The 22,442-nt window shown below is 39.9% G+C and carries 22 protein-coding genes; 11 read left to right on the forward strand and 11 right to left on the reverse strand.

The annotated features are described in order from the left end of the window. Positions 1–12 precede the first annotated feature (12 nt). Genes ybeY through CH377_RS09575 form a run of 6 tightly spaced genes read left to right on the forward strand, consistent with a single transcriptional unit; the run spans position 13 to position 5,550 of the window. Complete coding sequence (gene ybeY / locus CH377_RS09550; protein WP_423789918.1) at positions 13–432, forward strand: rRNA maturation RNase YbeY; 420 nt, start codon at positions 13–15, stop codon at positions 430–432. Then, positions 405–1,178: a DNA repair protein RecO gene (gene recO, locus CH377_RS09555; protein WP_100723578.1), complete on the forward strand. Its 774-nt coding sequence runs from the start codon at positions 405–407 to the stop codon at positions 1,176–1,178. Before ybeY ends, recO begins: the two co-directional genes overlap by 28 nt. Continuing rightward, the gene (locus CH377_RS09560; RefSeq protein WP_100723579.1) at positions 1,171–1,425 is read left to right on the forward strand and encodes a hypothetical protein; all 255 of its coding nucleotides are present in this window, start codon (positions 1,171–1,173) and stop codon (positions 1,423–1,425) included. The genes recO and CH377_RS09560 overlap by 8 nt, the downstream gene beginning before the upstream one ends. Before the next feature lie 20 nt (positions 1,426–1,445). Then, positions 1,446–3,212, forward strand: coding sequence for an arginine--tRNA ligase (argS, locus tag CH377_RS09565; RefSeq protein WP_100723580.1), 1,767 nt, complete (start codon positions 1,446–1,448; stop codon positions 3,210–3,212). Continuing rightward, positions 3,209–4,465, forward strand: coding sequence for a CinA family nicotinamide mononucleotide deamidase-related protein (locus tag CH377_RS09570; protein ID WP_100723581.1), 1,257 nt, complete (start codon positions 3,209–3,211; stop codon positions 4,463–4,465). The genes argS and CH377_RS09570 overlap by 4 nt, the downstream gene beginning before the upstream one ends. Beyond that, the gene (locus tag CH377_RS09575; RefSeq protein ID WP_100723582.1) at positions 4,462–5,550 is read left to right on the forward strand and encodes a TolB-like translocation protein; all 1,089 of its coding nucleotides are present in this window, start codon (positions 4,462–4,464) and stop codon (positions 5,548–5,550) included. Before CH377_RS09570 ends, CH377_RS09575 begins: the two co-directional genes overlap by 4 nt. Positions 5,551–5,732: 182 nt before the next feature. On the opposite strand, the gene CH377_RS09580 is transcribed toward CH377_RS09575, so the two are convergent. The 9 genes from CH377_RS09580 to CH377_RS09620 all read right to left on the reverse strand — a co-directional run bounded on the left by CH377_RS09580 (position 5,733) and on the right by CH377_RS09620 (position 14,387). Beyond that, positions 5,733–6,728, reverse strand: a complete 996-nt coding sequence (locus tag CH377_RS09580) for a response regulator transcription factor (protein ID WP_100723583.1) — start codon at positions 6,726–6,728, stop codon at positions 5,733–5,735. Position 6,729: 1 nt separating this feature from the next. Next, positions 6,730–7,854, reverse strand: a complete 1,125-nt coding sequence (locus tag CH377_RS09585; protein WP_100723584.1) for an LIC_12097 family sensor histidine kinase — start codon at positions 7,852–7,854, stop codon at positions 6,730–6,732. Between the two features lie 5 nt (positions 7,855–7,859). Next, positions 7,860–8,624, reverse strand: coding sequence for an endostatin-like outer membrane lipoprotein LenA (gene lenA, locus CH377_RS09590; protein WP_243401982.1), 765 nt, complete (start codon positions 8,622–8,624; stop codon positions 7,860–7,862). Beyond that, positions 8,560–8,940, reverse strand: coding sequence for a preprotein translocase subunit SecG (gene secG, locus CH377_RS09595; RefSeq protein WP_100723585.1), 381 nt, complete (start codon positions 8,938–8,940; stop codon positions 8,560–8,562). Before secG ends, lenA begins: the two co-directional genes overlap by 65 nt. Before the next feature lie 135 nt (positions 8,941–9,075). Further along, a complete protein-coding gene (tpiA, locus tag CH377_RS09600; protein WP_100723586.1) occupies positions 9,076–9,828 on the reverse strand; it encodes a triose-phosphate isomerase in 753 nt (250 codons plus the stop codon). Between the two features lie 22 nt (positions 9,829–9,850). After that, a complete protein-coding gene (locus tag CH377_RS09605; protein WP_100723587.1) occupies positions 9,851–11,032 on the reverse strand; it encodes a phosphoglycerate kinase in 1,182 nt (393 codons plus the stop codon). Positions 11,033–11,035: 3 nt separating this feature from the next. After that, positions 11,036–12,043: a type I glyceraldehyde-3-phosphate dehydrogenase gene (gene gap / locus CH377_RS09610; protein ID WP_100709523.1), complete on the reverse strand. Its 1,008-nt coding sequence runs from the start codon at positions 12,041–12,043 to the stop codon at positions 11,036–11,038. 145 nt (positions 12,044–12,188) lie between these two features. Continuing rightward, the gene (gene lepB, locus CH377_RS09615) at positions 12,189–12,746 is read right to left on the reverse strand and encodes a signal peptidase I (RefSeq protein WP_100723588.1); all 558 of its coding nucleotides are present in this window, start codon (positions 12,744–12,746) and stop codon (positions 12,189–12,191) included. A 69-nt stretch (positions 12,747–12,815) separates the two neighbouring features. Then, the gene (locus CH377_RS09620; RefSeq protein ID WP_100723589.1) at positions 12,816–14,387 is read right to left on the reverse strand and encodes an LA_3751/LA_3752 family putative glycosyltransferase; all 1,572 of its coding nucleotides are present in this window, start codon (positions 14,385–14,387) and stop codon (positions 12,816–12,818) included. 113 nt (positions 14,388–14,500) lie between these two features. Between CH377_RS09620 and CH377_RS09625 the strand changes: the two genes are divergently transcribed. The 5 genes from CH377_RS09625 to topA all read left to right on the forward strand — a co-directional run bounded on the left by CH377_RS09625 (position 14,501) and on the right by topA (position 20,143). Continuing rightward, positions 14,501–15,058, forward strand: coding sequence for a gamma carbonic anhydrase family protein (locus CH377_RS09625; RefSeq protein ID WP_100723590.1), 558 nt, complete (start codon positions 14,501–14,503; stop codon positions 15,056–15,058). A 51-nt stretch (positions 15,059–15,109) separates the two neighbouring features. Beyond that, positions 15,110–16,180: a hypothetical protein gene (locus CH377_RS09630; protein WP_100723591.1), complete on the forward strand. Its 1,071-nt coding sequence runs from the start codon at positions 15,110–15,112 to the stop codon at positions 16,178–16,180. 123 nt (positions 16,181–16,303) lie between these two features. Beyond that, positions 16,304–17,233 (forward strand): cysteine synthase A, encoded by a 930-nt coding sequence (gene cysK, locus CH377_RS09635; RefSeq protein ID WP_100723592.1) that lies wholly within the window; start codon positions 16,304–16,306, stop codon positions 17,231–17,233. A 178-nt stretch (positions 17,234–17,411) separates the two neighbouring features. Beyond that, the gene (locus CH377_RS09640) at positions 17,412–18,260 is read left to right on the forward strand and encodes an oxygenase MpaB family protein (RefSeq protein WP_100723593.1); all 849 of its coding nucleotides are present in this window, start codon (positions 17,412–17,414) and stop codon (positions 18,258–18,260) included. 38 nt (positions 18,261–18,298) lie between these two features. Further along, positions 18,299–20,143 (forward strand): type I DNA topoisomerase, encoded by a 1,845-nt coding sequence (gene topA, locus CH377_RS09645; protein WP_100723594.1) that lies wholly within the window; start codon positions 18,299–18,301, stop codon positions 20,141–20,143. On the opposite strand, the gene CH377_RS09650 is transcribed toward topA, so the two are convergent. Next, positions 20,144–20,944 (reverse strand): ABC transporter ATP-binding protein, encoded by an 801-nt coding sequence (locus tag CH377_RS09650; protein WP_100723595.1) that lies wholly within the window; start codon positions 20,942–20,944, stop codon positions 20,144–20,146. Next, complete coding sequence (locus CH377_RS09655) at positions 20,931–22,412, reverse strand: HDOD domain-containing protein (RefSeq protein ID WP_100723596.1); 1,482 nt, start codon at positions 22,410–22,412, stop codon at positions 20,931–20,933. Before CH377_RS09655 ends, CH377_RS09650 begins: the two co-directional genes overlap by 14 nt. Positions 22,413–22,442 lie beyond the last annotated feature (30 nt).

Below are 22,442 nucleotides of genomic sequence, written 5' to 3' on the forward strand. Positions count from 1 at the left end.
TCCGAATCTTCTCTGGGATCTCGGTGGAAAATTTTAAGTACATTCTCTTTTCCTAATGTAAATACTCATTTGTCTTTGGTTTTAACTGATGACGAATCCATTCAGGAATTGAATCGAGTTAGAAGAGGAAAAGATTATGCGACCGATGTTCTTTCCTTTCCTTTAAGTTTTGATTTGATCCCTTGGGAACTTCCCCCTAACAAAAAAGAAAACTTCGGACCTATCCTGAGTTTAGGAGAAATTGTGATCTCTTGGGATACATGTAAGGCCCAAGCAAAGAGTATAGGCCATAGCGAAGAAGACGAATTTTTCAGATTATTCGTGCATGGTTTTTTACATTTAATCGGTTACGATCATGAACGAGGAGAAGAAGACGAGGCTCTAATGAAGGAGAAGGAGGATCTATGTCTGGATCTGGTCCTGGGGCCTTAAAAAAAACCACTGGAATCGTGATGGAAAGCCGCATCCTTCCGGAAGGTGATGCATTTTTACGACTTCTGCCGGAAGAAGGAGAAGTGGGAAGTTTTCGGGTTAAGGGGATCAAAAAAAGTAAAACAAGACCTATCGCAGCAGTGGAACCCGGATCTCTTACTGTATTAGATTATTATTATACCCAAGGAAGAGAAACGTTTAACGTAAAAGAGATCGGGTTAATCAGAAGATTCGACAAGGCGAAGACCGGATATTCAGGAACAGTTTTAGTCTCCTATTTGGTGGAACTTGTTTCTTCGTTTTTGACGGAAGGTGGTTCTCATCCGATGGAATATAAACTTCTTCTGGGTGCTTTAAAGGAATTGGATGAAGACGGTTACAAACCGGTATTTTTACCTTTTTTCAAACTGAAGTTATTATATGTGGGTGGATTTTTATCCAAGGAAATGGAATGCGCAAGCTGTGGAAAAAATCTTTCAGAGATCCAAGCCTGTAGTTTGGATGAAACTCATTTCGAAATAGTCTGTGGGGATTGTGGAAATCCTAAACCGGACAAGTATGGACTCGTATTATTTGTCCAAGATTGCCTTGCATTGAGATACAGGGACCTGAAAGACAAAAAGATTTCCCTTGAACTCCTGAAGGAGGCGGATAGCTTAAGCAACCGGGCCTTAAAACCTCTTCTAGGAAAAAGACTCAAATCGGAACCTATGTTGTACGAATCCTTAGGGGAAAATCTTGGATAAACTTTTTAAAACAGCATTTTTATTTATCTACACTGTAGGTCTGATTTTCTTGATCATTCTTCAAGAAAGATGGGGTAAGAAGGACATTCCACCTCGCCCCGTAATAATTGAGTCCTCCAGATGCCAATATCTTGAATGTATCCTGAGGGAGAAAAATCTGGTCCTTGGGGCCCTGGATAAAAGTTGGAAACTGATCGGAAACAAACGTCTGTTTCCGGATTGGGATGATAACTCCCTTAAAAAATAGGAACTACTACAAAATTCAGAATGAAAGAAACGGAAACTCTTAAACAACTCGTTTTAGAAGCTTTAAAGGAAGGAGTAAAACTCTATTGCGAAAAAGAAGCGCCTAACGTTTCCTTCGCTGATTTACGGATCCGAATAGAATATTCCAGAGAAGAATCCTTCGGAGATTATTCTACTTCTTTTGCTTTGGAAAATTCTAAACTCCTGTGCAAAAAACCTTTGGATTCTGCAGCTCTTCTTGTGAGTTACCTGCAAGTTAAAACGGATCTATTTGAGAAGGTGGATTTTACTCCTCCTGGTTTTGTGAATTTTCGGATCTCTCCTTCTTTCCTGATCCGATTCCTGGAAAACACTGTCCAGAAAAAAGAACTATTTCCTAAATTAGAAAATCCTAAAAAAATAAATTTGGAATTCGTAAGCGCGAATCCGACCGGACCTTTAAATATAGTATCGGCAAGGGCTGCAGCTACCGGAGAAGCATTTGCAAATCTACTCAAAGCTGTCGGTCATTCGGTAGATAAGGAATTTTATGTAAACGATTATGGAAACCAGGTGTTTTTACTTGGAGTTTCCACAATGGTACGTATCCGGGAAACTTTGGGAGAAACTTCTTCTGTCCAAGAAAATGCAGAAGACGGAAGATCTATCGAAGATTTACTCAATCAAAATGTGATCCCTGCGGAAGGGTATAGGGGAGATTACCTCAATATCATCGCAAAACAACTATTAGAAAATCGCCATACTGAAAAAGAGATCAAGTCCCATCTCGAAAAAAAGGAATATTCCGCTCTCGCAGAAAAATGTTCCCGTTGGACAGTGGAATCCAATTTGATCTGGCAAAAGAAAGATTTGGATCTATTCGGTGTAGGTTTTGATAGATTTTTTTCCGAAACAACACTTCACGAATCCGGAAAAGTTTTAGGAGTGCTTGAAAACTTAAAAAAATCCGGCAAAATTTTCGAAGAAGAAGGTAAACAGATCTTTAAATCCGAAGATTACGGAGACGATAAAAATCGTGTTGTGGTTCGGGATGATGGACGTCCTACATACCTTCTCGCAGATATAGCTTATCATAATGATAAAATTTCCAGAGGTTATGAAAAGATCATAGATATCTGGGGACCGGACCATCATGGATATATCGCAAGACTTGCAGGTGCTGTCCAAGCATTAGGTTATCCTAAAGAAAATTTCCAAGTGATTATCGCTCAACAAGTCAATCTTCTTATGGCTGGCCAGAAGATGAAGATGAGTAAACGTGCAGGAGAATTCCAGACGATGGAAGATCTTCTGGGTTATTTGGGAAAACATGCAAAAGACGTAGCTCGTTATTTTTTCACAATGAGATCTTTGGATTCTCCTCTCGATTTCGATCTGGATCTAGCAAAGGATGAATCTGACAAGAATCCAGTATTCTATCTCCAATATGCTCATGCGAGGGTTTGTTCCATCTTTAGAGAAGTTGGCACTAACTCTGATCCAAAAGCATTAGAAAATCTTGAAATGACAGAAGAGAGAAAAAGACTTCTTTTTTGGATCTCTCGTTTTCCGGAAGAAGTTTTGGATGCAGCAGCGACTTTGGAACCTCATAGGATCGCAAATTATCTTCAAAATCTTGCAAGAGCATTCACTCAATTCTATATAGCTAAAAATAATAGACTAAAGGATTCGGATGAGTCTACAAGATTGGGACTCGCGAGAATTTGCCAGGCAGTTCGTGTAGTACTCGCAGAAGGTCTGGCATTGCTTGGCGTTTCTGCCCCGGAAAGATTGGAGAAAGAAGAGTGAATCCGCCTCGAGTCACAGTCATTTCCACAGGTTCAGAACTGACTGCGGGAAGAAGCCAAGACACAAATTCTTCCTGGATCGCTAATGAACTTTTTGGGTTTGGGTATTCTACTCAAAAATTCCTGGTATTGCCTGATGATCCTAAACTGATCCGAGATGAGCTAAAAAATTTAGCTTCCGGGGCTTCCAAAGAAAATCCAGTCCTTCTTGTGATGACAGGCGGTCTTGGACCTACTGAGGATGATTATACTCTAGAAGTTGTATGTGAACTCACTTCTTCTAAACCTGTGTTGAATGAAAAAGCTCATGATAGGCTACAAGCATTGTATAGGCTTCGTGGCAAAGGATTCCAAGAGGCATTGACCACAGCATTAAGACAGGTTTCTATTCCATCTAATTCTACCGTTTTGAATAATTCTGTCGGAATTGCTCCTGGGTTCTGGTCGGAACTCCAACCAGGCGCTTACCTGGCTTGTATGCCTGGTGTCCCTTCCGAAATGGTGACCATGTTCAAAGAGGAATTAGTTCCTCTTATCCAGAAACAATTCCAGTCGGGAGAACTATACTCAGATTTTTTATTTATATGGGGAATGAGTGAGTCCTTATTCCAGCAGGAATTTATAGAGGGGATTGAGGAATTAAAGAACGGTAAAGCAGTTTGGGGAGTGGCTGCTAAAAAAGGATTTATCCGAGTTACTTATCAATCCGAAGACAAAAATTTAGTAGAAGAATTGATCCAAAAGACTAAAGAAAAATATCGCGGACTTTGTACAGGGGACTTATTCGAAGAATTTCCTAAACTTCTTTCCGAGAGAAAACTTACCTTAGGAACGATTGAAAGTTGTACTGGTGGACTCGCTGCAAAAATACTTACCGATCGAGCAGGTTCTTCTGAGTATTTTTTAGGATCTGTGGTCAGTTATTCCAACCTGATCAAAGAAAATATTGTTGGGGTCAAAAAAGAAACCCTAGAAGCTCACGGTGCAGTAAGTGAAGAAACCGCAATAGAGATGGCGGATAATGGAGCAAAACTTCTCGGAACGGACCTTGCGATTAGCATTACCGGTATCGCGGGCCCCGGAGGTGGAACTCCTACAAAAAAAATCGGGACTGTATTTATAGGAACCCATATCAGGGGCGAAAAAACGGAAGTGAAGGAACTCTTTCTACCTTTTAAGAGAGAGCTTTTCCGAGAAGTGGTGGCCGCAACTTCTCTTTATCTAATGTATAATCGATTGAGGAAACTCGTATGATCTCTAGGATTTTGACCCTAAGTTTAGTATTCTTTATCGGATTTTATTATTTTTTAGGGAATCCATACGAGTCAGCAAGAACCATACAAAAAACCTGGTACTGGAATAAGGAATCTAAGCTTGCTAGTTTTCCCGATCCTCGCAGTGATTTTGATCCGGAAAGAACGATCAACGGATACAAAACGAAAACTTCCTATATTAGAATCCCTTGGGGAGAATCCATTCCGACAGACGATTCACTTCGGATAGAATACCCACTCAGGGCCAAGGGATATTTGGCTTACAAAAAGATCGGAAGTTCCGTGGAGTTTTTTTCAGAAGCAGGAGAACTACTTTGGACCAAGGATTATAAAAGTTACCCTAGGATACATCCAGATGGAAATCTAGTTCTATTTTTATCCGGAGACAATAACCAAGTTTTAGTTTCCGATATTAACGGAAACTCTTTAGGTGCTAAAAAATTGGACGGTAGATTTTTGACCGACATCTCCTTTGCTCCAAAAGGAATTTCTAATGGAGAAACTGCAGTCCTATTTTCTGGCGGAGAATTATTCCTTTTAGATGGAAAGGGAGAAAAACTTTTCGAGGCTAAATTAGGGGAGAAGGAACCTGTATTTGCAAAAAGTCTTTCCGTCTCTGCTAACGGACAGAAAATCGCAGTTCATTTTTTGAAAAACAATAGAGACTTTATCCGAGTATATGACAGAGACGGATCCGAATCGGAAGAATGGAATCTTGGCAGAGTGATCCCTTATAAAGTAAATCTCGCCGTCTCAGATAACGGTGGAGTGCTTGCTGGTTTCTCCGATAAACTGACCTTATATTCCAAATCCGGAAAAGTGATCTTCGAAAAAAATCGAACTAAAGCGCAGGCAGTTTACCAAACCGTATTCAATTCCGGAACTTGGTTTGCTGGCGAATGGGAAGGAAATTTATTCTTCTTAGATGAAGAGGGTTATATCCTAAAAGAAGAAAAGATCCGCACCGGAGAGAAACCGTTTCGTTTTTATTCTTCCGGTCGTAACGGAGAGGCTTTCTTAGAAGGCGGAAACGATATCGTTCTTTATAGGGAACTGGAAAGATAAGTTTCAGTTCGCACAGAGTCCACGGAGAACACCGAGTATAAGTCGGATTTGTAGGAACTTCTACGCGATGGAGATTTTATCTTTGAATTAAGTTTACAGGAATTTTAATAGAATACGCATTACTCTTTGAAGCACTCTGTATTATAAAACTCCATGTCCTCAGTGAACTCTGTGCGAAAAAATCAAACCTCGTAAATAGAAAGCGATTTATAACCTTTATTGGTTTGCTTATCTAACAACGCGATAATTTCAGTTCTTGTGTCCTTCTCAATATTAAATATCAACTGGTCGGAGATCTCTCTACAAATATACAGACCACGTCCATGAGAATCCGCAAGACCAGCAGGAAGGCCAGTAGGGCTATCCACAGTGATATGTCTGTCTAAACGTTTCAAAATTTCTTTTTTGTTCAAAGAACCGAAATGATCTCGAACTACTACAATATAAGAATTCTCCGCAATCCCATAACCAATCTCAAAATAATCGGTTTCTGCAAGTTGTATATGTTCTAATGGAACTAGAAGATCTCTAGAAGGAAGTTCATACTGATATTTAGAATTTCCCTTAGAGTCCCTTGGAGCCCGGATCATCGCGTTGGAAGTAAGCTCTTCTAAAATTTGATGAACTGCATTAGGAGCTCCTTTTTCGATCAAAAATGAGCCTACACGATTACAGATATAATTTCGATCCTTGTCGGAGCTGATCTTACGAAATACGATCCCATTCTCAGGAGGAACTAAGAAAACTTCTTCTCCCTCACTTTCTAAAATCTTGAAGTCTGGGCCGAAATATTTTTCTACTCCGAAAATATCTTTATAGAGGAGTTTTTTAACCATCACAGTGATCAGGTTAATATCTAAGAAGGAATACTTAGGAATGATATTCCAGATATCATGTTGGTAGGCGAAATTTATGTAATCGTTAATATTGTAAGCAGTCATCAAGGAATACTGGACTGAGGGATATTCCTTTTGAATTGTCTTGATCAGATCCAATCCTGATTTTCCGGGCATACGAATATCGGTGATAACTAGGTCCACATGCTCATTAGAAAGAATTTTGACTGCTTCATCGTAATTTTCTGCATCGAAAACTTCGTAATCTCTGACCAGGATATCTTTTACCGCCTCCCGGATGGAGTGTATATCTTCTACTACTAAGATACGATGATTGGACAATTTAGTTTCCTTTTGGTTGTACTAATGGAAGAGAAATTTTAAATCTGGTCCTTCTATCATAAGAACGAACAGTTAACTCTCCCGAATGTTCTCTTACGATGGAATGGCAGATAGAAAGTCCGAGGCCGGTTCCGATCCCTGACTTGTTTTTGGAAAAGAATGGAGAAAAAATTTTATCCAGCATATCTTCAGGAATTCCTCCTGCGGTATCTTCCACGAAAATATGCATCATATTACGAGTGCGTCTGACTTCTACTTTAATCTTACCTTCTCCATAATCGTAAGCTTGTAGAGAGTTTTTGAAAAGATTAATAAACAACCTCTCCATTTTGACGGGATTAAATTGGAAGGTCATACCAGGTTCACTTAAAATTTCCCATTCTGTATTTTTAGAAAGAACAGGATAAACCCAAGTCACTGAGTCCTTTGCTTTCATTATGGTTTCATGAATGTCAGCGGTGGTAGTAACTAACTTATCCGGTTTAGCAAAACTGATTACATCCAAAACGATCATCGCAGCACGTGTAAGATCTTCTTTGATCATCTCCAATCTTTTACGGAAAAAAGTCGGATCCATGCTGGATAAATTATTCATCAGGTTTTGAAGAGTGAGGCTCATACCTGTAAGTGGGTTATTCAACTCATGAGCCACACCTGAAATAAAAATACCGAGAGAAGCGAGGTTACGTATTCTAAGGTTCTCTTCTTCTTTTTCTTTGATACGAGTGATATTGCTGATCTTCTCCACTATGGAGACAATACTTCCGTCTTTACGAATCGGGAAAAAATCCAAGTATAAGGTTTCTTTTTGGTCGTTGGCTACGTGAAATATCTCACGTCCAACTTCTCCCTTTCCTTCAAATTGAGCATCGAAGTCTGGTTCATTTTCATGATGATCCTTCATCGGACAGTAAGGGCAAACTGCAGAACGATTGTACAGAACCTCGTAACATTTTCTGCCCAGTGTAGAAGGGAAGTCAGGCTCACTCGAAAATTCAAGAGTGGCCTTGTTTACACGACGAACCCTGAAGCCCGAGTCTATTAAAACTAGGGGCTCAGTGATTCCGTCCAAAATAGCTTGGAGTTCCTCCGCTCTTTCGTGGAGGTTTTCCATTAGGGATGACATCCGGATCAATATTCTAGGGATTCTTTATAACTTTGCAGTAATTTTTTTTGATTTCTGGAAGAATGTTGAGACTGCATTTCTTGGAGCCTTAGAACATGCACGAAAAAATCCTCGATCAGCTTTAAGTAAAATTCTTTCTTAAACTCGGATCTATCCCGGTTTACCCCCTCATCAGGTAGGTAATTCAGAGGATATTCCGCCTCTTTACCGTTCTTATCCGCATAAATAACCAGATCATCCACATTATTATCCAAAGGAGTGGTGTCCGTCATCCGGATCATGATGGTGTCTTCTGCAGAATAATTTGCGGTTTTAATTTCAGAAACCACCTTTGAAAGAGTGGATCCGTTAAATTCCAGTAGAATGGACTTCTCTTCCGCTTTTTCTATCCCGCCAGGAGTAGTAGATTGGGTTACCGAGAACTTAGTGATCTTTACTCCTTTGCGGTTTGGATAATTTCCCACCCAAGTCACCAACGTTCCGATTGGCAAAGCTTCCATTCTTTCGAATTTCAAAAGTTCTCTTGCGACACTTAGGCTTTCATAAGCACGTAAGATACGCTGGTTCAACATTTGGGTAGAAGAAGAGGTGGAATTGTTCTGGGATTTTGTCCCATCCTGGCTTTGAGAATTTATGGAGAGAGAGGAAAGAAGAAGGATCAGAACGAAGACGGCCTGAAAAGCCGCCTTCGAAGAGGAATAAAAATTAAGGCTTAGGTTGCTCCGGAGCTGCTGTGTTTGGTGCGTTAGTAGGCGCGGATTCTTGGGCATTTGTCCCTCCTTGGTTGCCCTGGGCCTCTTCCGCAGCAGGTGGAGGAAGGATCTCAGGTGTTGGAGTGGTATTGTATCCGCTAGTCTTCGCAAAAAGGAAAGAAAGAATCAGAGACAGAGCCAAAAAAAGAAGTCCAGCAACTCTGGTTGCTTTAGTCAAAACATCCGCAGTAGAAGAACCAAAAACGGATTGGCTTGCTCCTCCACCAAGAACTCCACCCATTCCTCCTTTGCCTGTTTGGATCATGACAAGAAGGATCAGAAATAGACTGACGAAAACGAAAAGAACAAGGATGGTTCCGGTGATAAAGCCCATGAGTCGAATTCCTAAAGGTAAAAAGGTATGTTTTTTGGCGAAATAATCCGCTTTAAATCCAAACTACCGCCAAGCCCTAGGCTGACAAGCCGTTTAGTAGTTTCCTTAAACGACTCTATGACGGTAGGAATAAGATTAGAATAAAGCTAAGAAACTTTCCAGCTTCTGGCTGGCCCCGCCTACGAGCCCTCCATCGATATCCGCTTGGGATAGTAGTTCCTTCACGTTATCGGCTTTTACCGAGCCGCCATAAAGGATAGGTGTCACATCCGCGATTGTTTTCCCATTTTGGAATAATCCGGAAATTTCTTTTCTGATAAATGCATGGGCTTCTTGTGCTTGAGCAGGAGTTGCTACTTTACCGGTTCCGATCGCCCAAACAGGTTCGTAAGCTACCCAGATACGAGAGAACTGGTCGCTTTCAATAGAACCTAAACCTTCTTGGATCTGTTTTTTCAGAACCTCGAAAGTATTTCCAGATTCTCTTTCAGCCAAAGTTTCTCCCACACAATACACAGCGGTAAAACCATGTTTTGTAAGATAAGAGATCTTTTGGTTACAGAATACGCTTGTTTCTCCCAAGAATTGTCTTCTTTCGGAGTGGCCTACGAGTGCAAATTTGATTCCTAGTTCTGAAAGTTGGTCAGGTCCGGTTTCACCGGTCATAGCAGTGAGAGGAGCAGGGTAGATATTCTGCGCACCGACCGCAATTTTCGAATTTTCTAATATTCGAGCAACTGCGGCCAGATGAATAGAAGAAGGAAATACAACCGCCTTTTTATTATCGGGAAGAGAAGAAGACTTTTCCTTTAGGCCGCTTGCGAGTGCCAATGCTTCCTTTTCGGAAAGATTCATTTTCCAGTTACCGGCGATAATTTTAGGGCGCATATATATTTCCTTTGTCGTTAGATTATTGATTTAGAAGAGCAACAACTCCAGGGAGTTTTTTACCTTCTAAAAATTCTAAGGAGGCTCCTCCTCCAGTAGAAACATGAGTGATCTTATCTTCCACCTTAGCCTTATTGATAGCCGCGATGGAATCTCCTCCACCTACTACAGTTCTGGCTTTGGACTTGGAAACCGCTTTTGCGATCGCCATGGTTCCTGGTGCGAATTTATCGAATTCGAAAACTCCCATAGGACCGTTCCAAACGATGGTCGCCGCATTCTTAATTACTTTTTCGTAATTTGCGATCGTCTTAGGGCCGATATCCATTCCCATCCAACCGTCTAAAATTCCCATCTTGTCTACGGTTTTGGTTTTTGCATCAGCAGAGAATTTATCACCGATCACATGATCAACAGGAAGTTGGAAATCCACACCCGCGACTCCGGCTCTTTCTATCAGTTGGAAAGCTTCCACTTCGAAATCTTTTTCAATAAGGGAGTTTCCTACCGGAATTGCTCTGGATTTCAAGAATGTATAAGCCATTCCTCCGCCGATCAAGATATGATCCACTTTTTCGATCAGGTTTTTGATCACACTGATCTTAGAAGAGACCTTGGAACCTCCGATGATAGCAACGAAAGGTTTTGCTGGACGGGAAAGAAGGGAAGAAAGTTCGGTGATCTCTTTATACATCAACAAACCTGCAAAAGAAGGTAGAAGATGTGCAATTCCTTCCGTAGAAGCATGAGCTCTATGAGCCGCGCCGAATGCATCGTTTACATAAACGTCAGCGAGAGCTGCCAGACTTTTGGCGAATGCCGGAGCGTTCTCCTCTTCTTCTTTATGAAAACGTAAATTTTCCAGAACCAGGATTTCTCCATCTTTAAGCTCTTTGGAAAGTTTTACCGCATTCTCTCCGATTACGTCTTTGGAGAATATTACGGAAGTTTTAACTAAACCTTTAAAAACTTCGTAAACAGGTTCCATAGAATACTGAGGATCCGGTTTACCTTTTGGGCGGCCAAGGTGACTTGCGATCACCACCCTGGCACCTTTTTTTACCAATAATTCAATGGTAGGAAGGGTCTTTTCAATTCTTGTCTTGTCGGAAACTTTTCCGTTATCCAGAGGGACGTTAAAATCGACCCTCAGAAAAACTCGTTTCCCCTTGACGTCCTCGTTTTCGAGTCTGGGTAATTGCATCGATTAACCTTTTTTAGCCATATAACGGATCAGGTCTAGAACTCTGTTAGAGTAACCCATCTCGTTATCATACCAGGAAACCAGTTTAAAGAATCTGGAATTCAACTCGATACAAGCATCCGCGTCAAAGATAGAAGAAAGGGTAGAACTTAAGAAGTCGTTAGAAACAACCATCTCGTCCGTATAACCTAGGATACCTTTCATTGCACCTTCAGAAGCTTCTTTCATTTTTGCAGAAATTTCTTTTAGGCTGGTTTCTTTAGTAGTCCTAACAGTTAAGTCCACAACGGAAACATCCGGAGTCGGAACTCTGAAAGACATACCAGTTAGTTTTCCGTTTACTTCAGGAATACAAAGACCAACCGCTTTTGCAGCACCGGTAGAAGCTGGAATGATGTTTTGCATCGCTCCTCTTCCGCCTCTCCAGTCTTTTTTAGAAGGACCGTCAACAGTAGGTTGAGTAGCGGTAGTAGCGTGGATAGTGGTCATAAGACCTTCTTCGATTCCGAAATTGTCCAGGACCACTTTAGTAATTGGAGCAAGACAGTTAGTAGTACAGGAAGCGTTAGAAACAACATGATCCTTGCTTGGATCGTATTTCTCGTTATTCACTCCCATAACGAAAGTAGGGATGTCCTTATCTTTTGCTGGAGCAGAGATCACTACTTTTTTAGCTCCGGCTTTGATATGTTTTTCAGCGCCGACTCTATCAGTGAATAAACCGGTAGATTCGATCACATAGTCCACTTTCAGATCTTTCCAGGGGAGTTTTTCAGGATCCCTTTCGGATACACAAAGAACTTTTTTGCCGTCTACGATAAGTGCGTCTTCAGTATGCTCCACGGTCCCGTTAAAACGTCCATGAGTAGAATCGTATTTTAAAAGATATCCTAGGTTGTCCGGAGTTACTAGGTCGTTAATTGCTACAAATTCAATATTTGGGTCTTTGATCCCGGAACGGAATACCAAGCGACCGATTCGGCCAAAACCGTTGATAGCGATTCTTGTCATTTTCTTCCCTTTATTTCCTTAATGTTATTTGATAAAACAGGAGCCGTAAGCTCTTCAAATACATGTTTTTAGAACAAAACCATCCTGAAAATCCGTTTTTTCGTGAATTTTAGGATGGATTCTAATGATAAAAGGAGGCAGGAGCTTAGAATACCTTGCCTATGATCTTTTCGAAAGGTAAAGGGCCGAAATCCCTGGAATCCACACAATCATCCCGATTATCGCATAGGAGAAAGTAATTTCGATCTTCTATAGTTAGGTTAGAAAGATTGTCCCGGTTAGAATACGTTCCGGAAAAGGCGGGTCTTGCGTCTTTGAATTGTAAGGAGAAGTCAGATTTATCCTGGGCCTCGGAGATTCCGTTCCTATAAAGAACCTTATCCTTTATAGAGATTTGATCCCCTGATTTTCCCATAATACGGACCAGGGCTACTTTACCTTTTTGTGTCGGATGTGCAACCAGGACCACATCACCTAAAAACAAAGAAGAGTCTCGAACGAATCGGGAGATATAAATTCTTTTTCCTTTGGGAAGAGCAGGAGACATTTCTTCTGTTTCCGGAACGAATGGAAATATAAACCAGATCCGAAGTGCAGTCGCCAATAAAAATCCGACTATAGCGGAGATGGAGAAGATCTGAACGAATTTTTTTCGATCAAATTTTTTCTCCTTCTCTCCAAACTCTTTCTTAAATGAGAACATTATAGGCTAAGGTAAGAATGTAGTTCCAAAAGGTCAAAATAGATTTTGGCTCTACTATATTTTATATCCTTATCTAAGTTTTAAATTTCCAATACTAAATTTCAAACTTGCTTTAGCTAATTCTTCCCGGTTATCCAGGTTAGAATGTACTGCTGATTCAAAGGATTCTTTTTCCCAGATCATCTTGCCGATCCCGTATGCAAATTTGGTATTTTCTTTGATCGTATTTTTTACTTTTTCTCCGAAAATTTTATCGTTTGCTTGGATCAATGCTACCTTTTTGCCGGGATAAAATTTGGAAAGATCGGATAAAAATTTGGGTAAGTCTTCCGCTAAATAGACCCTGAAAATTATTTTATTAAAATAATCAGAGCCAGCAATATATGCCAGAGAATCATCCGAAAAAATCCAGATTTCGGAATTTGTAGAATGCAAAGCTAAATTATTCGTTTCCTGTTGTTTGCGTCCTTCTTTCACATATTTTAAACCGATTAAACCGCATAGGAAAGAGAATAGTATACATGCCAAAAATAGAATGCGGATAAAATTAAGCTTTTTTCTCTTCTTTAGGAAATAATAATATTTAGAGAATAAGATAGCAAAAGGAAATACGGCAGGTCCGAAAAATCTAGGTCCCCAATTATTAAACCCATCGTTCGGAATAATAAGTAAAACTAAAAATATATAACTTAACGTGGATCCTAAGAGGATTCTGTTTCTGGAAGATAAATTTTTCCAACCTACAATTAAAATGGGAAAAAGAAGTAGAGCTGCGGGCATATACCCGAAATATCCTAATTTAAATGTTCCGAAAAATAATAAGGTCTTAGCCCATTCTAATCTAGTTGTATAAGAAACATTCAGGCCGGATTCATTAATTAGGAATCTGGGTCCGAGAACATGCCCATAGTCTATAAAATTAAATAAAAAGAAAACTCCGACTGAAATCCCTGCTCCCAAACTGAAAAATAGGAATTCGGAAATGGATTGTTTGAATGATCCTTTTTTGTTTCCGGCAAAAAGGATCCAGAATGCAAGAGACGCGCAGTAAACTAAACCTTCATGCCTGAACCAAACAGAGATTCCGCAAAAGATCCCGGATAAGATAAATTTCACCGAAGAGTTTTTTCCTCTTAAGGCGAATGTGAGAGCGCATAAGGCGGAAAGCATAAAAAAGCTATGCTCGGAATATTCTACACTTAAGATCCAGGCGAATGTTCCTAATCCCGCAATTGCCAATGAGAACTTAGAGAATTTCCATTTCTTATAAAGAAGCAATAGGGAAAATAACAATCCGATCGCACTTAAATAGGGAAGAGCAGAAAATCCGAAAACCCAGAGCCATAAAGAGGAAATTGCAGCAAAAAAAACTGGGAAAGCGCTTAAATGTCTTTGATCTAATTTTAAAAAAACGTTATCCTGAGCTGGAAAATATTTATAGTCAGGATCGAATTCCTTTCCCGGATAAAATAGTTCTTCGGATTGGAACTTATTTTGAAGTAAAGAATAGGATTGGACTAATTTATTATGTGAGTCCCAATTAAATGAATATTTTGGCTTTAGATAATTTACGCTAGAAAAAACGGCTCCGATCAGTAAAATAGCAAAGAGCCAGATTCCATTCTTTCTTAAAAAATTCATATATTGCGAGAATGTTTTTATAGAAATTTTTATTGTAAAGAAAAGTTTGAAAATTTTGCACTTGTTCTCTTTTTGAAAAGCCTTAGAATTGAACCGCGATTGAGGGAAAATATATGCAAGAAGTAAATCTGTCCGGAAATATATTAGAATACATGGGTAAACGTCCTATCTTCAAAGACGGAGTATTCTTAGCTCCGGGTTCTTTGGTCGTAGGGGATGTAGTGATCGGAAAAGATTCCTCTATCTGGTTCCAAACATTGATACGGGGAGATGTGAATTATATTCGTATCGGGGATAATGTAAACATACAGGACATGACGGTTGTCCATGTTTCCAGAAACACCCATCCTGTTGAAATTGGAGACAATGTTTCCGTGGGCCATCGGGCTGTTCTTCACGGATGTAAGCTCAAAAGTAATTCATTCGTTGGAATGGGTGCGATCATCATGGATGGGGTGGAGCTAGGTGAATATTCCTTTGTGGCCGCAGGTGCTATGGTGACCCCGGGAAAGATTATCCCACCAGGGGCAATGGTGATGGGATCTCCTGCAAAGATCGTAAGAGATATTACGGAAGAAGAAAGGAATCTGATCGAGAGAACCGCTGCAAATTACGTTTCCTATAAGAACAATTATCTGGATGATTTTTCCTATAGGATTAGCATAGTTTAATTTTTCAAAATTTTCCTATACGTTTAAGGAATATGCTGAATACTTTACTATGTGGGCGAAACAAAAATTCCGGGAGTATATCTAAGAGGTACAGGGGTCATAGGTTGGCCTCTGGCTTCTTTGTTATTATTATTAAAGAATAAATTTGGCGGTTTCCAAGTATTTGTAGAACCGTATAAATTACAAAAATCGGAAATACCTCAGATACTCTCCCTACTCGAAAAAGGTGGGATTATAGTAGACGATGGTTCGAACGGGGTTCGGAATTTTTTTCCGGAATGGATCTCGAAAGAGGATGCATTATCCCAGTCTCAGGTGGTTTGTGATTCTTCTCCGCCTGGAGTAGCAGATAAAAGAAAATCTGAATATTCCGAATCAATTTACGAGCAGATAAAAATTTTTATCGCCCAAGGAAGTGAACATTCTTTCGGGCCTCAGTTCCTGTATCCGGAAAGTGCTCCACTTTTGGAAAAAAATCCTCCTAAATTTATACATGTTTCTACATGTAATACCCATACGTTAGCCGGAATACTTAGACCCTTCTACTCGGAAAAACCGCAAGAGTTAACAAATATATTGGAAGAGGCTGATTTTTTTGTGATCCGTAGAGATGCGGACATGGCAAAAAATGATCCTCACGTAACAGGGCCTTTACTTGTTCTTCCTGAATCTGAGACAGGTACCCATCATGGTAGATTATTGAACGAGGTATATTCAGATCTTGGATTTAAGATCAAATTGGGATCTTCTTCCGTAACGATCAATTCTCCCTATATGCACTTGATCCGTTTTCATCTCCGCTTAAAAAGAGAAATTAGTAAAGACTGGTTGGTTTCTAAGATCAATAATGATCCATTCTTAAGTAGCACTGAGCTTGTTTCCACAAATTCGATCTTCTCTTCCGGAAGAGATAGGGGATTATACGGTAGAATTTTCTCTCATGCAGTATTCCCTCTTTCTGCTTTGGAAGTGAATGGAAAAGAAGTGAGAGGATATGCTGCCACACCTGGTGATTCAAACGTGCATATTTCCAGTATTTATGCTGTTTATAAAGGGTTAGGACTTTCCTTTGGACCGGAAACAGAAGCCTTTCTCTCCGGAATTGTCTTGAAAGAAGTTTAGATCTTCTTAGAAATATCCAGACAGTTTTGATCTTTTTTCATTGATCGCATTTGATATATTGAAAAAGATGTTTAATATATTGACAAGTTCACAAAAATCCAGCTGCAGAGGTAGGAATTCCTAATGAAAGCAAATAATATCTTAGAGACGATCGGTAATACTCCACATGTAAAAATCAACCGACTCTTTGGATCCAAATACAATGTATATTCTAAATTAGAGCGTAGCAATCCAGGCGGTTCTATCAAGGATCGTATCGCGCTTTCTATGATCGAGGACGCTGAAAAAAGCGGAAAACTCACTAAGGATACAGTAATCATCGAACCGACTTCCGGAAACACCGGTATCGGTTTAGCTCTTGTTGCAGCAGTAAAAGGATACCGTTTGATCCTTGTAATGCCTGAGTCTATGAGTGTTGAAAGAAGAAGAATTATGGCTGCTTATGGCGCTGAATTCGACTTAACTCCTCGTGAAAAAGGAATGCCTGGAGCAATCGAAAGAGCAAAACAACTGGTTTCTGAAAATCCAAAAGCTTGGATGCCTCAACAGTTCGAGAACGAAGCAAACATTCAAGTACACATTGAAACTACTGCAGCAGAGATCTTAAAAGATTTCCCTAACGGAGTGGACGCTCTTATCACAGGAGTAGGAACAGGTGGACATATCACTGGAGTTGCTAAAGTTTTAAAGGAGAAGTTCCCTAAAACTAAGGTATTCGCAGTTGAGCCGGAAGCTTCTCCAGTAATTTCCGGAGGAAAACCTGGACCACACCCGATCCAAGGAATTGGAGCTGGATTCATTCCTAAAAACTTACACACTGATCTACTAGACGGAGTGATCCAAGTTTCTAAGGACGAGGCTTTCCAATATGCACTTCGTGCAGCAAAAGAAGAAGGGATTTTCTTAGGAGTATCTTCCGGTGCGGCTCTTGCAGCGGTTGCTAAAAAACTTCCTGAACTTCCTGAGGGAGCTACAGTTCTTACATTCAATTACGACACCGGAGAAAGATATCTTTCTATTGAAGGACTTTTCCCAGTTCCTTCTAACGGCTAAGATCCAGATCAAATCTGATCTTCTGAAAATCCCGGCGGGTAACGTCGGGATTTTTTTATGCCTTCTTTGTTTGTTATAAAAGTATCCAAATAAAATACTTGCGTTTCGAATTTAATCGAACATCTGTGCGAAAAAGTGATATAATAGAAAGTTCGGTATCAAAGGAAAAAGTAAACAAATGTTCAACCGTTTGAGAATATTAAAACAAATTAATGAATTAGATGCTGAGAAGGATGCGCAGAAGATCGTATTTCTTTCTGGAAGTTATGATTTCCCTCAGGATGTGGAGATCTCGCTCGCTATTTCTTTCTTCAGGACATTTGCAATTCCTTCTATTTCCAAAATATTAAATACAACCAAACGATTCGAATCCGCAGGACAGAAAAGATACGACGATACCGCGTTGATCCTGGCAGAATTTATAGAAAATGGACTGGATAGCGAAAGAGGAAGAGAAGCCATGAGAAGGCTGAACCAGATCCATAAAGAATACGATATCAAGAACGAAGATTTTTTATATACACTTACAACTTTTATATTCGAGCCGGATCGTTGGAATCAAAAGTTCGGCTGGAGAAAGAGCACTGAAAAAGAAAGGTTAGCCAACTTCTATCTTTGGAAACGGATCGGAAAAATGATGAATATCAAAAATATTCCGGAAACTTACGAAGAAATGTTGGAGTTCAATCTTCGTTTCGAAAAGGAAAAATTCCATCGCACTAAAGATTCGGAGCAGGTAGCACTTGCCACAATGAAGATCGCTTCTGCTAGAATCCCTAAAATTCCCGGTTTGGAATATTTAGTCTATCATGCGGTGTATTCTCTTATGGACAAACCTCTTAGGGAGGCTATGGGATTTCCGAAAGCAAATCCGATCGTTGCCGTATTTACTTATTCCATTTTTAAATTCAGAGCATTCTTCTTACGATATTTTTGGCCGCCTAGAAAAACTCCTTATTACGTGACCAAAAGAAATAACCCTACTTATCCGAATGGATATTTGATTGAAGAGTTAGGACCACATTAGAAAAATACGGAAGGGCCGGATTTCCGGTCCGTTCCGAAATGTCTGTTCTAGTACTCGTAGAATCTCCTACCAAAGTCAAAACGATTTCTTCCTATTTAGGAAAAGAGTATAAGGTGCTCGCCACCTTCGGGCATATTTTAGATCTTCCTCCGGATCGTATCGGGATCAAAATTGAAAAAGATTTCGAACCTGAGTATGTTCCTCTCAAAGGTAAAAAGAAAATCCTATCTTCTATCTTAAAAGAAGCAAAGTTTCATTCTTCCATACTCATAGCGACTGACCCGGATAGAGAAGGAGAGTTTATCGGATATATTCTTGCCCAAAAATTAGGGAAGAAGGCAAAGATCTCCCGAATTCGATTCCAAGAAATCCAGAAGGACAAAATTTTACAGGCAATCTCAGAACCTGATGAGATCGATCTGGACCTAGTAGATTCTCAAAAAGCAAGAAGGATCTTAGATAGGTTGATCGGATACAAGGTGAGCCCATTTTTATGGAGAGCAGTAAGCGGAGAAGGTTTGTCCGCAGGAAGAGTACAATCAGTCGCCCTGAAATGGATCTGTGAAAGAGAAGAAGAGATACGCAGCTTCATTCCAGTAACGACCTGGACTGTCTCTGCTACAGTATTTTATGGACCCGGAGAAAATGAAAGGATCATTTTTTATCCTAAAAAAGACCCATTTACTACCCAAAAAGAAGCGTCCGAATTTTTAGATTCTATATTAAGAAAAACGAAAGTTTTACAGATCACCGAAAAAAAGGAGAAGCTAGGAGAAACATTACCTCCGCCTCCTTTTACCACTGCTAGTTTACAACAGGAAGCGTTTAGAGTTTTAAAATTTTCCGCATCCAAAACAATGAAACTTGCGCAGGAATTATACGAGGGAACGGATCTCGGAAAAGGAAAATCCCAAGGACTGATCACTTATATGAGAACCGATTCGGTCCGGATCGGTGAAGACACAATAAACTCAATCCGTAAAAAGATCTCCTCTAAATTCGGAAAAGAATTCGTTTCAGATAAATCCCAAACTTACAGGCTCAAAAAAACGAAAGGAAAATCACAGGATGCACACGAAGCAATCCGACCAGTTGATGTTTTTTTAGAACCTTCTTTTGTATTCGAAGTGGCAGATCGTAATCTAAGTAAGGATTCTAAAAAATTATACGAACTGATCTGGAAACGAGCAATCGCTTCTCAAATGAAACCGGAAACTTGGAAAAGATTAGAGTTTGTTGCGAATGGAGGAGGAGAACTTTGGGAAGGAGAAAAACTTTTTACTATCGATCCCGGTTATAAAAAGATCTATAATGTAAGCACAGACATTCTTCCCAATTGGAAAAAAGGAGAAACCCTGACTCCCGATCCTTGGGAGGTCCAAGAAAAAACCACAGAACCTCCTCCTAGATATACTGAGGCAAGTCTTGTATCCAAATTGGAAAAAGAAGGAATTGGTAGACCTTCCACTTTTGCTTCTATACTGGAAACTTTATACAAAAGAAAATACGTATACTCCGAAAAAGGAAAATTATATTCAGAGACTCTGGGAGAAAAAGTGAATGCATTCTTGCAGGCAGCATTTGCAGATCTATTCAGAGAAAAATTCACTTCCGAAATGGAACAAAAATTGGACTCTATTGCTTCCGGAGAAGAAAGCAGGTCCAAGGTTCTTTCCGAATTCTATTCCATTTTGGATTCTCAATTAAAGAAAACGAATGTAACTGCAATTAATAAACAGCTAAAGGAAAAACCAAAAACCCCTAAATACGGAATTTGCCCTGTATGTAAAGAGGGAGAGAGAGTTAGGAAAAAGTCCTCAAAGAAAAAGGAATATTATATCTGTTCTCGTTTTCCGCAATGCGACTACGCGGAATATATTTAATTATTTTCTTTCAGTGACAGCGACCCAGGTGCCATTTTTATTTTCCGCTTCTACTTTACGATCGTATAGATCTGAAAGTCTTGCAGAAGTGAACGCTTCTGTGATCTCACCTGAGAATAAAATTTTGCCAGATTTCAAAAGAGCCGCGTGTTCGTAAAATGGAGGGATTTCGTCGATCCTGTGGGTAATATAAATAGATGTGAAGTTTCGATTCTTCTTATATTCATCCAAGAAGTCTATGAATTCTTCTCTTGCAGTTAGATCTAATCCGGAACAAGGCTCATCTAAGATCACAAATTCAGGAGAAGTGCACATTGCTCTTAGGAAGAGTATCTTTTTCTTTTCGCCGGAAGATAGGGTGCGGAATAACTGGTTTCTTTTAGCTCCGAAACCGTTCTCCTCTAAAATTCGCTCCGCTTCTTTTTCTTCCCAGGCATTGGATTCCCTGTAAAAGCCTATGGTATGAAAAAAACCGGTAAGAAGCACATCGTAAACAGTAAGACTTTTTTGGAGTGCGCTTTCTTGTTGGGAAGAATCCAAGATCCCAATCTTATTTCTCAAGATCTGTAGAGGAGTTTCGCCGAATGTTTCTCCGAAAAGATTGATCCTACCTGCTGTAGGCCATACAGAACCATAGATCAAATTTACAAGTGTAGTTTTGCCTGCACCATTACGGCCTAACAGAACCCAATGTTCTCCGGAATTGATTTGAAAATCGATCCCATCTAGAATAGGAGTCCCGGATCTATAAAACTTAATTCCGTGTAAATTGAGTAGATTATTGGATTCAGTTTTCTTCATTCGCGATCTCGTAGGCCTTTGCTAATTTTTCGCAGGTCTCTTCGAACTTTGCCTTATCATCTAACTGGAATTTCTTTAGTATACTCGAGTCAGCTGCGTAATAGCTGGTCTTTTTATCCAGATAATCGCACATCATATTTGCCACGTATACGGAATCAACTAAATCCGTATAAATAGTGTTAGTCGCCATGAAGGCTCTATGATGAAATTCGATCATATGAACAAGGTCCGGAGGGAAATCCCATTTTCTAGCGAGCATAGCTCCCAGGGTCGGATGAGAAATACCTGTTGAAATTTCTTCAAGGATCGTGGAATTGGATAGGTCCCTATTCTTTTGATAAGATGCCAAACGTTTGAATAATGTTGGATCCAACGAAAGCAAAATGAATTTTCCTAAATCATGGAGTAAGGCACCGACTGCTGCGATATCGGAAAGTTTTCCGAGTCCCGCTCTTTGAGAAACCTGTCTCGCGAAAAAGCTCGCGAGGTTGGAATGATTCCATACTTCTTGTAGTTTGGAATATCTTCCTTCCATGATCTTTCGTACACCAGAGACATACAAAAGATTTCGGACGTTCTTCAGTCCCACAACCTTAACAGCTTGGACGATCGTATTTACTTTATTCCTACTCGCGAAACCGGCTGAGTTTGAAAGTTTTAAAAGATCCGCACTGATAGCTGGATTTCTTTCTATTTCGTTTGCAATTACACCTAAATCTGAGTCAGGATTATTACAAAGGTTTATGATCCGTGTAAGAGTGTGGGGAAGAGGAGGAAGACCATCTACTTCTGACAAAATTCTGTCCTTCAGTTTAGTGGCAACATCCAAAGGAACAATTTGTTTAGGGATCACTAAGGTGGCTCTCGTGATCTTACCATCAGTTTCTATCTTAAATTTATCAGAACCTATTCCTGAGTTTTTTAATAATAACTGTATGAGAACAAGCCCAAGGCCGGCACTCTCTTGGCTGTCCGCCATGGAAAGAAATGCATCCGATAGATCGTTAAACTTACTTGCGGATTCTAATCTTGCTTTGATCCTTTCCGATTCTTGAGGAAGGAGTGCCGAATCGTTTTCAATCAAAAAGATCAGGTTCTGGTTCATGATCTTTGCACGAAGGCGAACGGATAAATTAGAACCTTTGAGTACCTTCTCCTGCTCATCCCATTTATGAATGATATCTTCCAGAAAACGTTTCATCCCTTTATTATAATGAGATGTTTCGTTGATGTTCAGTCCCTCTGTAAGAAAGAAAAGCCTCTTGGCATTCGCCTTATTAGCGTTCATCAAAAGTTCTTTCAGAATGGTAGAAACTACTTCTGTGAGAAATAACCTATCCAGGTTTCCCAAAACCTGAAGAAGCAGAAGATAGATCTGCTGGTGGTCCTCGTCCGAAATAAATCTATATTCCAGTTCGATATCTTTTCCTGAGACAAGGGTTTCAGTGAGTTCCGTCGGATTTAGCATTCCCTCAAATTTGGGTCTAAACTCCCTTGT

This window comes from Leptospira haakeii, from assembly GCF_002812045.1.
GTDB lineage: Bacteria > Spirochaetota > Leptospiria > Leptospirales > Leptospiraceae > Leptospira_B > Leptospira_B haakeii.

Coding starts and splice junctions, on each gene's coding strand:
- argS (WP_100723580.1), top strand. CDS start 1,446: ATGAAAGAAACGGAAACTCTTAAACAACTCGTTTTAGAAGCTTTAAAG.
- cysK (WP_100723592.1), top strand. CDS start 16,304: ATGAAAGCAAATAATATCTTAGAGACGATCGGTAATACTCCACATGTA.
- recO (WP_100723578.1), top strand. CDS start 405: ATGTCTGGATCTGGTCCTGGGGCCTTAAAAAAAACCACTGGAATCGTG.
- tpiA (WP_100723586.1), bottom strand. CDS start 9,828: ATGCGCCCTAAAATTATCGCCGGTAACTGGAAAATGAATCTTTCCGAA.
- gap (WP_100709523.1), bottom strand. CDS start 12,043: ATGACAAGAATCGCTATCAACGGTTTTGGCCGAATCGGTCGCTTGGTA.
- topA (WP_100723594.1), top strand. CDS start 18,299: ATGTCTGTTCTAGTACTCGTAGAATCTCCTACCAAAGTCAAAACGATT.
- CH377_RS09585 (WP_100723584.1), bottom strand. CDS start 7,854: ATGTCATCCCTAATGGAAAACCTCCACGAAAGAGCGGAGGAACTCCAA.
- secG (WP_100723585.1), bottom strand. CDS start 8,940: ATGGGCTTTATCACCGGAACCATCCTTGTTCTTTTCGTTTTCGTCAGT.
- CH377_RS09620 (WP_100723589.1), bottom strand. CDS start 14,387: ATGAATTTTTTAAGAAAGAATGGAATCTGGCTCTTTGCTATTTTACTG.
- CH377_RS09655 (WP_100723596.1), bottom strand. CDS start 22,412: ATGCTAAATCCGACGGAACTCACTGAAACCCTTGTCTCAGGAAAAGAT.
- CH377_RS09650 (WP_100723595.1), bottom strand. CDS start 20,944: ATGAAGAAAACTGAATCCAATAATCTACTCAATTTACACGGAATTAAG.
- CH377_RS09640 (WP_100723593.1), top strand. CDS start 17,412: ATGTTCAACCGTTTGAGAATATTAAAACAAATTAATGAATTAGATGCT.
- lenA (WP_243401982.1), bottom strand. CDS start 8,624: ATGCCCAAGAATCCGCGCCTACTAACGCACCAAACACAGCAGCTCCGG.
- CH377_RS09575 (WP_100723582.1), top strand. CDS start 4,462: ATGATCTCTAGGATTTTGACCCTAAGTTTAGTATTCTTTATCGGATTT.
- lepB (WP_100723588.1), bottom strand. CDS start 12,746: ATGTTCTCATTTAAGAAAGAGTTTGGAGAGAAGGAGAAAAAATTTGAT.
- CH377_RS09605 (WP_100723587.1), bottom strand. CDS start 11,032: ATGCAATTACCCAGACTCGAAAACGAGGACGTCAAGGGGAAACGAGTT.
- CH377_RS09625 (WP_100723590.1), top strand. CDS start 14,501: ATGCAAGAAGTAAATCTGTCCGGAAATATATTAGAATACATGGGTAAA.